Annotated in this window: 13 protein-coding genes; 10 read left to right on the top strand and 3 right to left on the bottom strand. The window is 72.0% G+C overall.

Going from position 1 to position 13,413, the window contains the following annotated elements:
* The first annotated feature begins 61 nt into the window (after nucleotides 1-61).
* The 4 genes from AB0N80_RS02730 to argG all read left to right on the top strand — a co-directional run bounded on the left by AB0N80_RS02730 (nucleotide 62) and on the right by argG (nucleotide 4,045).
* Entirely contained in the window at nucleotides 62-754 is a 693-nt protein-coding gene (locus AB0N80_RS02730; protein ID WP_363577413.1) for a Pr6Pr family membrane protein, read from the top strand.
* 71 nt (nucleotides 755-825) lie between these two features.
* On the top strand, nucleotides 826-1,824 hold the full coding sequence (locus AB0N80_RS02725; RefSeq protein ID WP_363577411.1) for a glycoside hydrolase family 6 protein: 999 nt from the start codon (nucleotides 826-828) through the stop codon (nucleotides 1,822-1,824).
* A 19-nt stretch (nucleotides 1,825-1,843) separates the two neighbouring features.
* On the top strand, nucleotides 1,844-2,521 hold the full coding sequence (locus AB0N80_RS02720; protein WP_363577409.1) for a peptidylprolyl isomerase: 678 nt from the start codon (nucleotides 1,844-1,846) through the stop codon (nucleotides 2,519-2,521).
* An 81-nt stretch (nucleotides 2,522-2,602) separates the two neighbouring features.
* Nucleotides 2,603-4,045: an argininosuccinate synthase gene (gene argG / locus AB0N80_RS02715; protein WP_363388181.1), complete on the top strand. Its 1,443-nt coding sequence runs from the start codon at nucleotides 2,603-2,605 to the stop codon at nucleotides 4,043-4,045.
* 70 nt (nucleotides 4,046-4,115) lie between these two features.
* On the opposite strand, the gene AB0N80_RS02710 is transcribed toward argG, so the two are convergent.
* Nucleotides 4,116-4,616 (bottom strand): hypothetical protein, encoded by a 501-nt coding sequence (locus AB0N80_RS02710; protein ID WP_363388184.1) that lies wholly within the window; start codon nucleotides 4,614-4,616, stop codon nucleotides 4,116-4,118.
* 70 nt (nucleotides 4,617-4,686) lie between these two features.
* On the opposite strand from AB0N80_RS02710, the gene AB0N80_RS02705 reads away from it, so the two are divergent.
* From AB0N80_RS02705 to AB0N80_RS02695, 3 genes are read left to right on the top strand one after another with little or no spacing between them, the layout of a single operon-like run.
* On the top strand, nucleotides 4,687-5,295 hold the full coding sequence (locus AB0N80_RS02705) for a helix-turn-helix domain-containing protein (RefSeq protein ID WP_315994042.1): 609 nt from the start codon (nucleotides 4,687-4,689) through the stop codon (nucleotides 5,293-5,295).
* Nucleotides 5,295-5,903, top strand: a complete 609-nt coding sequence (locus AB0N80_RS02700) for a hypothetical protein (protein ID WP_363577407.1) — start codon at nucleotides 5,295-5,297, stop codon at nucleotides 5,901-5,903. The genes AB0N80_RS02705 and AB0N80_RS02700 overlap by 1 nt, the downstream gene beginning before the upstream one ends.
* The gene (locus tag AB0N80_RS02695; RefSeq protein WP_363577405.1) at nucleotides 5,900-7,837 is read left to right on the top strand and encodes a YhgE/Pip domain-containing protein; all 1,938 of its coding nucleotides are present in this window, start codon (nucleotides 5,900-5,902) and stop codon (nucleotides 7,835-7,837) included. Before AB0N80_RS02700 ends, AB0N80_RS02695 begins: the two co-directional genes overlap by 4 nt.
* Before the next feature lie 93 nt (nucleotides 7,838-7,930).
* Here the strand turns inward: AB0N80_RS02695 and AB0N80_RS02690 are convergent, their stop codons facing one another.
* Together AB0N80_RS02690 and AB0N80_RS02685 are read right to left on the bottom strand one after the other, a co-directional pair.
* Entirely contained in the window at nucleotides 7,931-9,415 is a 1,485-nt protein-coding gene (locus AB0N80_RS02690; RefSeq protein WP_363577403.1) for a HAMP domain-containing sensor histidine kinase, read from the bottom strand.
* Nucleotides 9,412-10,134, bottom strand: a complete 723-nt coding sequence (locus AB0N80_RS02685; RefSeq protein ID WP_315994046.1) for a response regulator transcription factor — start codon at nucleotides 10,132-10,134, stop codon at nucleotides 9,412-9,414. Before AB0N80_RS02685 ends, AB0N80_RS02690 begins: the two co-directional genes overlap by 4 nt.
* Before the next feature lie 133 nt (nucleotides 10,135-10,267).
* Here AB0N80_RS02685 and AB0N80_RS02680 point away from each other — a divergent pair, with 133 nt between their 5' ends.
* From AB0N80_RS02680 to AB0N80_RS02670, 3 genes are all read left to right on the top strand, one after another.
* Nucleotides 10,268-11,728: an ABC transporter permease gene (locus AB0N80_RS02680; RefSeq protein WP_363577401.1), complete on the top strand. Its 1,461-nt coding sequence runs from the start codon at nucleotides 10,268-10,270 to the stop codon at nucleotides 11,726-11,728.
* 31 nt (nucleotides 11,729-11,759) lie between these two features.
* Nucleotides 11,760-12,467, top strand: a complete 708-nt coding sequence (locus AB0N80_RS02675; protein ID WP_363577399.1) for an ABC transporter ATP-binding protein — start codon at nucleotides 11,760-11,762, stop codon at nucleotides 12,465-12,467.
* A 337-nt stretch (nucleotides 12,468-12,804) separates the two neighbouring features.
* Nucleotides 12,805-13,347 (top strand): SRPBCC family protein, encoded by a 543-nt coding sequence (locus AB0N80_RS02670; protein WP_363577397.1) that lies wholly within the window; start codon nucleotides 12,805-12,807, stop codon nucleotides 13,345-13,347.
* The last annotated feature ends 66 nt before the right edge of the window (nucleotides 13,348-13,413 follow it).

Below are 13,413 nucleotides of genomic sequence, written 5' to 3'. Positions count from 1 at the left end.
CGAGAGGGTGCGGCACGCCCGCAGCCTGTCGTCGTGAGCGCCGTCTCACTAGCCTGAGCCCATGACGAGAACGAATGGGTGGGCCACCGGCTGGAACATCGCCCGGGCCGTCGCGGCCGCGGCCATCATCACCGCGGTCGTGGCGCAGTTCGTCTCGACCGTCGCGGGGGCCGTCGACAACGGACGCGACGTCGTCACCACCGTGGCGAACTTCTTCAGCTTCTTCACGATCCTCTCGAACGTGTCGGCGGCGATCGTGCTGCTTCTGCTCGCCGCACGGTTCCTCCGACGGCGGAGCCTCGAGGCCGATCCGCCCGCCCTCGCGACCGCGCTGGCGTGGGTGTCGACCTACATGATCGTCACCGGCATCGTCTACAACCTGCTGCTGCGCGGTCTCCCCCTCCAGCCCGAGACCGTCGGCTGGTCGAACGAGATCCTGCACGTGTGGGGTCCGCTGTTCCTGCTCCTCGACGTGCTCCTCGGGGCGGGTCGCCGACGCCTCGGATGGGGCGCGGCCCTCGGCGCCGCGATCTTCCCGATCGCCTGGATCGTCTACACGCTGGTGCGCGCGCCCCTCATCACCAACCCCACGACGGGGGCGCCCTTCTGGTACCCCTACCCGTTCCTCAACCCGAACGAGGGCGGCGGCTGGGGCAGCGTGGTCGTCTACATCGTCATCATCGCGGTCGTGATCGTCGGGCTCGCCTTCGGCGTCGTGGCGATCGGCCGTGCGCGGGGTCGGCGCGCAATCTGACCCGAACGGGGCGCTTTCCCGGCGCAACCGGGCATAATGACTCGTCCCGCCCCTCGACGAAAGCCCGCCGGATGCCGCCGCGTCGCACGTTCCGCACGATCGCCCTGCTCGCGGGCACCCTCGTGGCCCTGATCGCGCCGTTCGCGGTCGCCGGTCCGGCAGCGGGCGAGAGCCCCCGTGCGACGCCTCGCGTGGCGACCGCCAACCCGTTGGCATCCGGGCCCGCCCTTCCGACGTACTCGGCGGCCGCCGAAGCGCAGAAGGCGGCCGCCGCGGCCGGTCGCACGGAGGTCGCGAAGCAGATCGGCATCATCGCGCGTCAGCCCACGGCGGTCTGGCTGGGCGAGTGGTACGACCGCTCGGCCCTCGTGCGGGTGCTGCAGGCCGAGACCCGCGCCGCCGCGCAGCAGAAGAAGACGGCCGTCTTCGTGCTCTACGCCATCCCGGCCCGCGACTGCGGCCTGCACTCCGGCGGCGGCCTCGACCCCGCTGCGTATCGCGAGTGGGTCGCCCTCATCGCGCAGACGCTGCGCGGGACCCGCGCGGTCACGATCGTCGAGCCCGACGCCCTCGCGATGCTCGGCGACTGCGCCGGGCAGGGCGATCGCACCGGCCTCATCCGCGACGCCGTCCGTACGCTCGCCTCGGCGGGGGTGGCCTCGTACATCGACGCGGGCAACTCCGGATGGATCCCGGCCGAGACGATGGCCGCACGATTGCGCGACGCCGGCGTCGCCGACGCCCGCGGGTTCGCCACCAACGTCTCGAACTTCTACACGACGGCATCCGAGCAGAAATACGCGGAGCGCGTGCGCGCCCTCCTCGGCGGCAAGACGCGGTACGTCATCGACACCTCGCGCAACGGCCGTGGGTGGACCGGCGACTGGTGCAACCCCTCCGGTGTCGGTCTCGGCGGCACGCCCCGCGCCGTCAGCGGCAGCGGCGGGCTCGACGCCCTGCTGTGGATCAAGCGCCCGGGCGAGAGCGACGGCACCTGCAACGGGGGTCCTTCGGCGGGGAGCTGGTTCGAGAAGGCCGCGCTCGACCTGGTAACCCTGCGCAAGAGCTGAGCGCCCTACCCTTGGACGCGTGCGTACGCGACTGATGTCCGCGGCCCTGGCCGCCTCCGCCCTGCTCCTGCTCGCCGGCTGCTCCGGCGGCACCTCGGACGAGGCCGATCCCGCTTCGAGCGCCTCCGCGGCGAGCGCCGGCAGCGCCGAGTGCTCCTACCCCGCCTCCGGGCAGCCCGCCGTCGACGTGACCCCGCCCGCCGCGGGCACCGACCGACCCGCTGGTGACGTCGAGGCGGTGCTGAAGACCTCGGCGGGAGACATCCCCCTCACCCTCGCCGGCGAGCGCACCCCGTGCACCGTCGAGAGCTTCGTCTCGCTCGCGCAGCAGCAGTACTTCTCGAACACCGAATGCCACCGCCTCACGACCTCGGGCATCTTCGTGCTGCAGTGCGGCGACCCCACCGGCACCGGTCGCGGTGGTCCCGGCTACCGATTCGCCGACGAGCTCGACGGCGCCGAGAAGTACCCGGCGGGCACGGTCGCGATGGCCAACGCCGGCCCCGGGACCAACGGCTCCCAGTTCTTCCTCGTCTACGAGGACACGACGCTGGATCCGAACTTCACCGTGTTCGGCACGATGTCGCCCGAGGGTCTCGCGGTCGTCCAGGGCATCGCGGCAGCCGGCGCGGAGGGCGGCGCCCGCGATGGGCGTCCGGCCACCCCCGTCACGATCACCGACGTCGTGGTCGGCTGAGGCTCCTCCCCAGGCAGCTCGCCGGCCGCACTCCTCCACCGGAGTCGGGCTGCGGCATCCCTCCGCCCTAGAATCGAGGGCATGTCCAAGGTCCTGCAGTCCCTTCCCGTCGGCGAGCGCGTCGGCATCGCCTTCTCGGGTGGTCTCGACACCTCCGTGGCCGTCGCGTGGATGCGCGACAAGGGCGCGGTTCCCTGCACCTACACGGGCGACCTCGGGCAGTACGACGAAGACGACATCGCCTCGATCCCCGGCCGCGCGACGCAGTACGGCGCCGAGGTCTCGCGCCTGGTCGACTGCAAGACGGCGCTGGTCGAAGAGGGCTTCGTCGCGCTCGCCTGCGGCGCGTTCCACATCCGCTCGGGCGGCCGCACCTACTTCAACACCACACCCCTGGGTCGTGCCGTCACCGGCACGCTGCTCGTGCGCGCCATGAAAGAAGACGGCGTCGACATCTGGGGCGACGGCTCCACCTACAAGGGCAACGACATCGAGCGGTTCTACCGCTACGGCCTGCTCGCCAACCCCGCCCTGCGCATCTACAAGCCCTGGCTCGACGCGGACTTCGTCACCGAGCTGGGCGGCCGCAAAGAGATGAGCGAGTGGCTCGTCGCGCATGACTTCCCCTACCGCGACAGCGCCGAGAAGGCCTACTCGACGGATGCCAACATCTGGGGCGCCACGCACGAGGCCAAGACCCTCGAGCACCTCGACGTCTCGCTCGAGATCGTCGAGCCGATCATGGGCGTGCGCTTCTGGGACCCCGCGGTCGAGATCGAGACCGAGGACGTCACCGTCGCCTTCGAGGCAGGTCGTCCGGTCGCGATCAACGGCACGCGCTTCGACGACCCGGTCGCCCTGGTGCGCGAGGCGAACACGATCGGCGGACGCCACGGCCTCGGCATGAGCGACCAGATCGAGAACCGCATCATCGAGGCCAAGTCGCGCGGCATCTACGAGGCCCCGGGCATGGCGCTGCTGTTCCTGACCTACGAGCGCCTCGTCAACAGCATCCTGAACGAAGACACCCTGGCCACCTACCACGAGCAGGGTCGTCGCCTCGGTCGCCTCATGTACGAGGGCCGCTGGCTCGAGCCGCAGTCGCTCATGCTCCGCGAGTCGATCCAGAAGTGGGTCGGATCGACCATCACCGGCTCGGTCACGGTGCGCCTGCGCCGCGGCGAGGACTACACGATCCTCGACACCGTGGCATCCGGCATGTCGTACTCGCCCGAGAAGCTGTCGATGGAGCGCGTCGGCGACGCCGCGTTCGGTCCGGTCGACCGCATCGGTCAGCTCACCATGCGCAACCTCGACATCGCCGACTCGCGCGCCCGTCTCGAGCAGTACGCCTCGCTCGGCCTCATCGGCGGCCCGACCGGCGAGCTCGTCGGCGATGTCGCCGCGGGCGGCGCGCAGGAGATCATCGAGCCCGCGGCTCCCCTCTCTGCCGCCGGCGAGCGCCTGGCCGAGGCGACGGATGCCGCGGGCGAGTCCGCCGCGTTTGACGCCGGCACCGACTGAGGCAGTCACGCACGAGAGCCCGCGGCGCCTGGCGTCGCGGGCTCTCGTGCGTTCTCGACGGCCTGCTCTTCTAGAGGACGCCGCAGGCGGTGAAGACAGTGATCGAGACGTTTCCCTCGGGGCCCTCCGGGGCTTGGAGGAGATCTGACCCGGCGTCATCGCGGATGAGTGTCCACGGCATCTGTGCGATCACGCTCCTGCCCGGCGTCATTTCCACGTCTCCGGGCGCGCCCGTCGTCACCGAGGCATCTGTGGCGTACGCATCCCGGAGTCCCGCGATCGTCGAGGCGGGGGCGGTGGCTTCGAAGACGCGATTCCCGTGCCAGCGACCGATTCCCGCTTCTTCCCCCGCGCAGTCCTCGACGTCGACGTCGACGGGTTGATCGAAGCGGATCTCGCCGAACGCGGCAACCAGATCATCGCTGGTCTCGCGAGCGTCGATACGCAGCTCACTCATCGATTTCGTGAACGTCGGCGTCGCGGCGTCGGTCGGGGCATCCGCCGTGCACCCGGCGAGACTCGTCGCGACGAGGGGAACGGTCAGCAGACAGAGGAGGCGGGATCGGCGCACCGCTCGATCCTTCAGAGGGCGGCGAAACTAAGTTGCACACCACTGTGCACTTTAGGCGTACACTCGACGCGTGAGCATCCCCACCCGCCGCGACGCCGTCGAGAACCGCGCCGGCATCCTCGATGCGGCCACCGCCGCCATCGGGCACGACCCCCGCGCCTCGATCGACACGATCGCCCGCCGCGCCGGCCTGTCGCGCCGCGCCCTCTACGGCCACTTCGACGACCGCAACGCCATCGTGCGCGAGGTCATCGCCGCCGGTGCCGCGCGCTTCAACGCCATCGCCGACGACGTCGACGACGCGGATTCCCGCGTCGCGCTCGCCCGCCTGGCATCCGAGCTCTGGCGCGAAGCCGCCCACGTGCAGGCCGCCGCGGCCCTCGCGCTCGACGACGCGCACCTGCCCGAGACCTCGGCGGCCCTGGCTCCGCTGCGCCGCCGCATCGACGCGATCGTGCGCCGGGGTCAGGAGGCGGAAGAGCTGCGCACCGATCTCCCCGCGCCCACCCTGGCGCGCCTGCTCGAAGAGACCGGCCGCATGGTGGTCTCCCGGGTGGATGCCGAGTCCTCGACCGCCCGCTCCATCGCGGTGTGCGCCGTGCTGGGCATGGCCGGCCTGTCGTGGACCGAGGCGCGCGGCATCCTCGCGCAGCACCCCGAGCTGGAGGCGCAGGCCTGATGAGAATCGTCGTCGACGCCGTCGCCAAAGGACGCAGTGCCCTGCCCGAGACCTCGACGGCCTACGAGACCGGCGCGGCCTCCCTCGTCGTCGCCGAGACCGAGCAGCGGCCCACGGTGCTGGGCCTCGTGGCATCCGGTCGCATGAAGGTCGACGCCGGCACCGTCTTGATCGACGGTCGCGCCGACCGCGGGGCGATCCGCCGTCGCGTCGCGCTCGTCGACGCACCGGTCGTGTCGGAGCCCGAGCCGAACGTCACCGTCACCGGTGTCGTCGCCGAGGAGCTGATGTTCGCCGGGCGCGCGCCGACGCCGTTCGCCGCGGCGCGCTGGCTCGAGCAGATCGGGCTCGAGGCGATAGCCGGACTGCCCATCGGCAACATCGATCCCGCCGCACGCGTGCGGCTGCTGCTCGAGCTCGCCGCCCTGCGTGCGGACGTCGAGGGTCTGGTGCTCGTCGCACCCGACCGCCACGGTGGCGAGCCTCTCGGGTGGTGGCGCATCGCGCGGGAATTCGCCGAACGCGGCTACGCCGTGCTCGTGATCGCGGGCAGCGCTTCGCGCACCGCGATCGATTCGTTCGACGAGGCCGAGGAGGCCACGCGGTGAAGATCCCCCAGATGATCGCGGCCGAGCTGCGCCGCCTCACGTCCACGCGCATGTCGGTGCTGGCGCTGGTCGCGCTGCTGGCGGTCCCGATCCTCTACGGCGGCCTCTACCTGTGGGCGAATCAGGACCCCTACGGCAACCTGTCCGAGGTCCCCGTGGCCCTCGTGGTCGATGACCAGGGCGCCGACGTCAACGGCGAGCAGCGTAACCTCGGCGACGAGGCGGCCGAGCAGCTGCTCGACGACGGCACGTTCGAGTGGCACCGGGTCTCGTCGGATCAGGCCGACGCCGGCCTGCAGGCCGGCGACTTCGACTTCGTCGTGACCCTGCCGACCGACTTCACCGATGCCGTGGCCTCGCTCTCGACGAACACCCCGCGCCAGGCCGACATCGAGCTGCGCACGAACGACGCGAACAACTACCTCGCCTCCACCATCGGCACGCAAGCGGTCGCCAAGATCCAGACCTCCGTCGCGCAGAAGGTGATCGACGAGGCCGGGGGGACCCTGCTCGACGCCCTGCACACCATCCGCGTGAAGCTCGTGGATGCCACCAACGGGGCGACCCAGCTCGTCGACGGTCTCGGCACGGCGAAAGACGGTTCGTCGCAGCTCGCGGGCGGGTCGACGACCCTCGCCGACGGATCGGCGCAGCTGGCCGATGGCACGGCCCAGCTCTCAGCGGGAGCGGGTCAGCTTCGCGACGGCACCGCGCAGCTGCGTGACGGATCGGTGCGCGTCGCCGACGGGGCGGCGCAGGTCGCCGACGGCGTGGACCGCATCGACGCGGCTGCGCGGCAGGTCGGCTCGATCGCCGGCGACGCCGCGGCGCAACTCCCCCAGGCACGCGCCGACATCGCCACAGCCCTCGCGAACGCCGGTCTCGACCAGGCGCGCATCGACGAGATCCTGTCGCGCCTCGACCCCGTGGGCGAACGTCTCACATCGGCGAACGATCGCGTGCAGAGCACGGTCGACCAGATCAATCAGCTCGACGACGGCGCCCGCCAGGTCGCCGACGGCAGCGCCTCGGTGGCGTCCGGCGCGGCGAACGCGGCCGACGGGGCGTCGGCCCTCGCCGACGGCGCCGCCTCGGCGGCATCCGGTGCCGTGCGGCTGCGCGACGGATCCGCCCAGCTGCGCGATGGCGCGGCCCAGCTCGACAGCGGCATCGGCCAGCTCTCCGACGGCGCGACCCAGCTGCGCGACGGTCTCTCGGCGGGCGTCGATCAGATCCCCGACTCCGACGACGCCACGCGGGCGGCCCAGGCCGCGGCCATCAGTGATCCCGTCGCCGTCGGCACGAGCTCGGTCACGAAAGCGCAGAACTACGGTGCGGGCCTCGCGCCCTTCTTCGCCGCCTTGGCCGGCTGGATCGGCATCTACGCGCTGTTCCTCATCGTCAAGCCCGTCTCCAAGCGCGCCATCACGGCCCTGCGCTCCCCCGTGCGGGTGACCCTCGCGGGATGGCTCACGCCGGCGGGCCTCGGTGCCCTGCAGATGGTGGGGCTGTTCACGGTGCTCGCGATCGCCCTGCAGTTCTCGTTCGCGAATCCGTGGGCCGCCCTCGGCATCCTGCTCTTCGCCTCGGCGACGTATGCGGCGATCGTGCTGGCGCTGAACGTGTGGCTCGGCTCGGTGGGGCAGTTCCTCGGCCTCGTGCTGATGGTCCTGCAGCTCGTCACCGCGGGCGGGACGTTCCCGTGGCAGACGCTCCCCGCTCCCCTGGCGGCGCTGCACCACGTGCTGCCGATGGGGTACGTCGTGGATGCGATGCGCCAGGTCATGTACGGCGGAGACGTCTCGCGGGTCGGCCCCGACCTGCTCGTGCTCGGGGCGTGGATGGTCGGCGGCGTGCTGCTCGCGGCGATCGGCGTGACCCGCATGACGCACCACCGCACCTTGCGCGACCTGCAGCCGAGCCTGATCGGCTGACGCGCCCTCCGCACCCCGCGCGAGTCGCCAGAATCTGTCGCTTCCGGTCGTTCCCCGGCGACGATTTCTGGCGACTCACGCGTGAGCGCCGGGTCACACCGGCAGCCGCACCTCGAACACCGTCCGCCCCGGAACGCTCTCGACCGCGATGCTCCCGCCGTGGGCCTCGGTGATCGCCTGGGCGATCGAGAGCCCGAGGCCCGTGCTGCCGGCATCCCGGTTGCGGGAGTCATCGGCACGGGCGAATCGGTCGAACAGCCGCCCGGCGACCCCCGGGTCGATCCCCGGTCCGTCGTCGGCGACGCGCAGCACCACCCCCGCCCCGTCGCGAGCGAGCGACAGGGTCACCGTCGTCCCCGGAGGGGTGTGCACCTGCGCGTTGCGCAGCAGGTTGGCCACGACCTGGCGCAGGCGGTTCTCATCGCCCGTCACCGAGATGAGGTCGTCGGTGACGTCGAGGCGCCAGGCGTGCGCGGCATCCGCCGCCTGCGCGTCGCTCACGGCGTCGACGGCGAGGAGCGTGAGCTCCACGTCGTCGCGGCGCAGGGGCTGACCGGCATCCAGGCGGGCCAGCAGCAGCAGGTCGTCGACCAGGGATGCCATGCGCGTGGCCTCCGACTCGATCCGGTCGAACGAGCGGGCCTGCGTCGGCGTCATCGGTGCGTCTTCGCCCAGCGACAGCTGCGCGTAGCCGCGGATGCTCGACAGGGGCGTGCGCAGCTCGTGGCTGGCGTCGGCGATGAAACGGCGGAGCTGGTCCTCGCTGTGCTGACGGGCCGCGAGCGAGGACTGCACGTGGCCGAGCAGCCCGTTGAGCGATGCGCCGACCCGGCCCACCTCCGTGACCGGATCGGTGTCGGCGGGGGCGACCCGGTCGGGGATCTCGACGCTGCCGGCCGCGAGGGACAGCGTCGACACCCGCTGAGCGACCGCGGCCACGCGGTCGAGGGGCCGCAGACTCCGGCGCACGAAGAGCGAGAGGCCGACCACGGCGATCAGCAGGGTCGCCGCGCTCACCGCGAGGAGGATCACCGTCAGGGCCGTCGTGGTCGCCGTGACGTCGGCATCCGAGTTGCCGGCGAACACCGTCGTGCCGTCGACCTCGGCCGCGGCGACCCGGAACGAGCCCAGGTCACCGCCGAGGTCGATCGTGGTCGGGATGCGGTCGGTCGGCACGCCCGCCCGCAGCGACGCCACCTGGTCCGCGGTGAGCTGCGCTTGCGTGCCGTCGCTGCGGGTGTACTCCGACGCGCGAACGGTGCCGTCGGAGGCGACCGTCACCTGCAGCGAGCCGATCCGCGGCGCCGGGCGGTCGGCATCCTGACCCTGCGTCTGGCTCGGCGGCGGCTGCGATCCGCTCCGGTTCTCGAACGACCCGCGGCCCGCCGCGAACGACAGCCCCTCGGTCACCTGCTGATCGAGCCGGTCGAGGGTGAAGGAACGCAGCGAGACGATCGTCGCGAGACTCATCACCACGAAGGCCAGCGCGACGAGCAGGCTGGTCCCGACGACGAGGGTGCGGCGCAGCGTCCACCGCCGCCGCGACGACGGATGCCGCGACACGGCGGACGCGGTCATGACGCCTTGATCGTGTAGCCGACGCCGCGCACCGTGTGGATGAGGGGTTCGCCGAGGGTGTCGATCTTCTTGCGCAGGTACGAGATGTAGATCTCGACGACGCTGCCGTCGCCGCCGAAGTCGTAGCTCCACACCTGGTCGAGGATCTGCGCCTTGCTCAGCACCCGGCGGGGGTTCTGCATGAGGTAGCGCAGCAGCTCGAACTCGCGCGCGGTGAGCTTGATCGGGATGCCGCCGCGCTCGACCTCGTAGGCCTCCTCGTCGAGGGTCAGATCGCCCACGCGCAGTCGCGGATCGGCGTCGGCGACGGCGGCGACGTGGCGTCGGGCCATGCCGCGCAGTCGGACGACGACCTCCTCGAGGTTGAACGGCTTGGTGACGTAGTCGTCGGCGCCGGCCGAGATGCCGGCGATGCGGTCTTCCACGGCATCCTTCGCCGTCAAGAAGAGCACGGGGGCGTCGTTCCCGGCCGCGCGGACCCGGGCGAGCAGCCCCATGCCGTCGAGCCCCGGCATCATGATGTCGAGCACCAGCAGGTCGGGGTCGAAGTCGCGGATGACGCCGAGCGCCTCCTGGCCGTCGGCGGCGGTGCGGGCGTCCCACCCCTCGTTCTGCAGTGCCATACGCAGCAGCTCGCTCAGATTGGCCTCGTCGTCGACGACGAGAGCGCGGATCGGCGTGCCGTCGGGACGCAGCAGGGGGGCGGGGCGGGAGGTCATGGATGCCAGCATGCCCGCCCACAGCGGCCGTGTCACCGCGACATACGCGCTTCATAGAAAGCGTGAGGCGGCGGTGAGGGTGCCGTTCCTACGTTCACTGCGACGGCCGCACCCCGCGTCCGGAAGGAGAAGCATGTACGGCACCTACCTGCGGCGCGAACTCGCCGGCCGCACCAAACAGACCGTGATCGTCGCGGTCGGACTCGCGATCGCCATCGCGCTCGTCATCGTGGTCAACGCGCTCTCGGCGGGGGTACGCGACGCGCAGTCGCAGGCGCTGTCGTCGGTCTACGGAGTCGGCACCGACCTCACCGTCACCGGGGCGCAGACCGAGCCGGGCGAAGGCGGCGGCGGTCCGCGCTTCGACTTCGGCGCCGACGACGGCGCCACCAGCGACGGGACGACCACCCTCAGCCAGTCGCGCCTGATGACCGACATGATGCGCGGCACGCTCGACGCGTCGACCGTGACCACGGTGATGGGTCTCGACGGGGTGACGGCCGCGACCGGCGCCCTCGCCCTCACCAACACGACGTTCTCGGGCGAGATCCCCGACCGCAGCGCCGACACCGGCACCGGCACCGAGCAGGGACAGGGCATGGGCCAACCGCCGGCGGGCGGCCCGGGCGGCGACGGCGACAGCGCCTTCGGCGTGGACTCCTTCAGTGTGCTGGGCGTCGACCCGGCGGCATCCGTCGGCCCCCTCTCCTCCGTCACGGTCAGCGAGGGTCGTGCCCTGGAGGCAGCGGATGCCGGAACGAACGTCGCGGTCATCGACGCGACGTACGCGGCGAGCGCCGGACTGAGCCTCGGCGGCACCGTCGACGTGGGCGGCACCGCGATGCAGATCGTCGGCATCGTCGCCTCGGCTTCGGCCGACGCCGACACCGCCGCGAACGTCTACCTCCCCCTCGACGTGGCCCAGACGCTGGCCGGGGTCGGCGACGTGGTCTCGACCGTGTACGTGCAGGCCGATTCGGCGGATGCCATCGACCAGGTGCAGAGCGAGCTCACCGCCGCGCTGCCCGACGCGACGGTGAGCTCGCAGTCGGAGCTCGCCTCCACCGTCTCGGGGTCGCTCTCGAGCGCCTCGACGATGATCTCGAACCTCGGCACCTGGCTCAGCCTCGTCGTGCTGCTGGTCGCCCTGGCCCTCGCGGTGCTCTTCACGATCTCGGGCGTCGCCCGCCGCACGCGCGAATTCGGCACGCTCAAGGCCATCGGGTGGTCGAACGCGCGCATCGTGCGGCAGGTCGCGGGCGAGTCGCTCGTCCAGGGCCTGCTCGGCGGTGTCGCGGGTCTGATCCTCGGGCTCGGCGGCATCCTGCTGGTCAACGTCATCTCGCCGACCGTGTCGGTCGCCGCGAACACCTCCGGTAGTGCACAGGGCGGGCCGGGAGCCGGCGGCCCCGGCGGCGGATTCGGTCAGGCGGCCGCGCAGGCCACCGACATCGTCCTCAGCGCCCCCGTCACCCCGGTCGTCGTGGTGGCCGCGGTCGGCATCGCCGTCCTCGGCGGCGTGCTCGCCGGAGCGTTCGGCGGATGGCGTGCTGCACGCCTCAGCCCCGCCGCCGCCCTCCGTTCGGTCGCGTGAGCGGCATCCCCCGTCCTTCGAAGGAGACATCATGACCCTCACCGTTCCCACCGCCACCGCCACCGCGTACCGCCTCTCGCAGGTGACGCGCACGTACCGTCAGCGGGAGCGCACCGTGCAGGCTCTCGCGGGCATCGACCTCGACATCGCCGCGGGCGACTTCGTGACCATCCAGGGCCCGACCGGCGGCGGCAAGTCGACGCTGCTGCAGATGCTCGGCGCCCTCGACCGGCCCTCGAGCGGGTCGGTGACCCTCGGCGAGGTCGACATCGCACGGGCGTCGAACGCGCAGCTGAGTCGTCTGCGTGCCGAGGAGATCGGCTTCGTGTTCCAGGGCTTCAACCTCATCCCGACCCTGACGGCGGCGGAGAACGTCGACATGGGCCTCGAGCCGCTGCGCCTCGATCGCGGCGAGCGCGACCGACGCGTGACCGAGGCGCTCACGCGCGTGGGTCTCGCCGACCGCGCCGATCACCGCCCGGGAGAGCTCTCGGGCGGGCAGCAGCAGCGCGTCGCCATCGCGCGGGCCGTCGCCAAGCAACCGCGGGTGCTGCTCGCCGACGAACCGACGGGCAACCTCGACGAGAGCATGCGCGACGAGATCCTCGACGTGCTCGAGACGCTCAACGCCGAGGGGCTGACGCTGGTGGTCGTGACGCACGACTCGGCGGTGGCCCGCCGCGCCCGCCGCCGGCTGCGCCTGGCGAAGGGCGTGGTGACCGACATCACGCGCGGCTGAGGCGGGCGCGGAGGTGCCCGGGGCGCGGAGGTGGTCCTTCGCGCCCCGGGGCCACTCTCCACCCCGGGCCCCGGCGCAGCGCCGGCCCTGCGCAACGCCGGAGGCCCCTTCGCGACGCCGAGGCCTCGCGCAGCGCCGAGGCCCCGGCGCGACGCGAGGCCCCTTCGCGACGCGAGGCCCCTGAGCCTGTCGAAGGGGCCGGGCCCGCACCAACCCCGGTGGCTTCGACGAGCTCAGCCACCTCGACGCCCCCTCCCGACCGAACCGTCAAGTCCCGCCGCGGACGCGGCATCCACCCCCTACAGTCGAATCACGTCGACCGGAGGGATGCAGTGCCATGGCCGCCCGCAACACCCGCCTCATGCGGTGCACACCCGACGACCTCTTCGCGGTGCTGTCCGACGGGTGGCTCTACCCCGTGTGGGTCGTCGGCGCCGCCCGCATGCGCGACGTCGACGCGGAGTGGCCCCGCGAGGGCAGCCGCATCCATCACTCCCTCGGCGTCTGGCCCGTGATGATCCACGACGAGACCGAGATCGTCGAGTGGGACCCGCCGCGACGACTCCGGCTGCGGCCGGAAGCCGGTCTCCTCGGTCGAGGCGTGATCCGCATCGATGTGCGCCCGCACGGCGACGGGATCGCCGTGACGATCCTCGAGGAGCCGGTCTCGGGTGCCGCCGCCCTGCTGCCCTCGCTGCTGTGGAAACCGATGCTCGTGGCGCGCAACCACGAGTGCCTGAACCGCCTGGCATTCCTCGCCGAGGGCCGCCGGGAGGAGCGGGAGGCACGCGAACTCGACCACCGCACCGAGACGCCCGACCCCGCGGAGGGGACCCCGTCACCGCAAGCGGCGGAAGACGTCCGCGAAGCCGGCGTGTGACCCTCACGGCCCTTCTCGAACAGCACTGAGTCGCCGCGCGGTCCTCGCGCCTCTCGGTCGTTCCGA

This window comes from Microbacterium sp. NPDC089188 (assembly GCF_040685155.1).
In the GTDB taxonomy this organism is placed as follows: Bacteria; Actinomycetota; Actinomycetes; order Actinomycetales; family Microbacteriaceae; genus Microbacterium; species Microbacterium galbum.
Note: the sequence above shows the minus strand (reverse complement) of the source record. Positions and strands in the feature narration are given on the sequence as shown.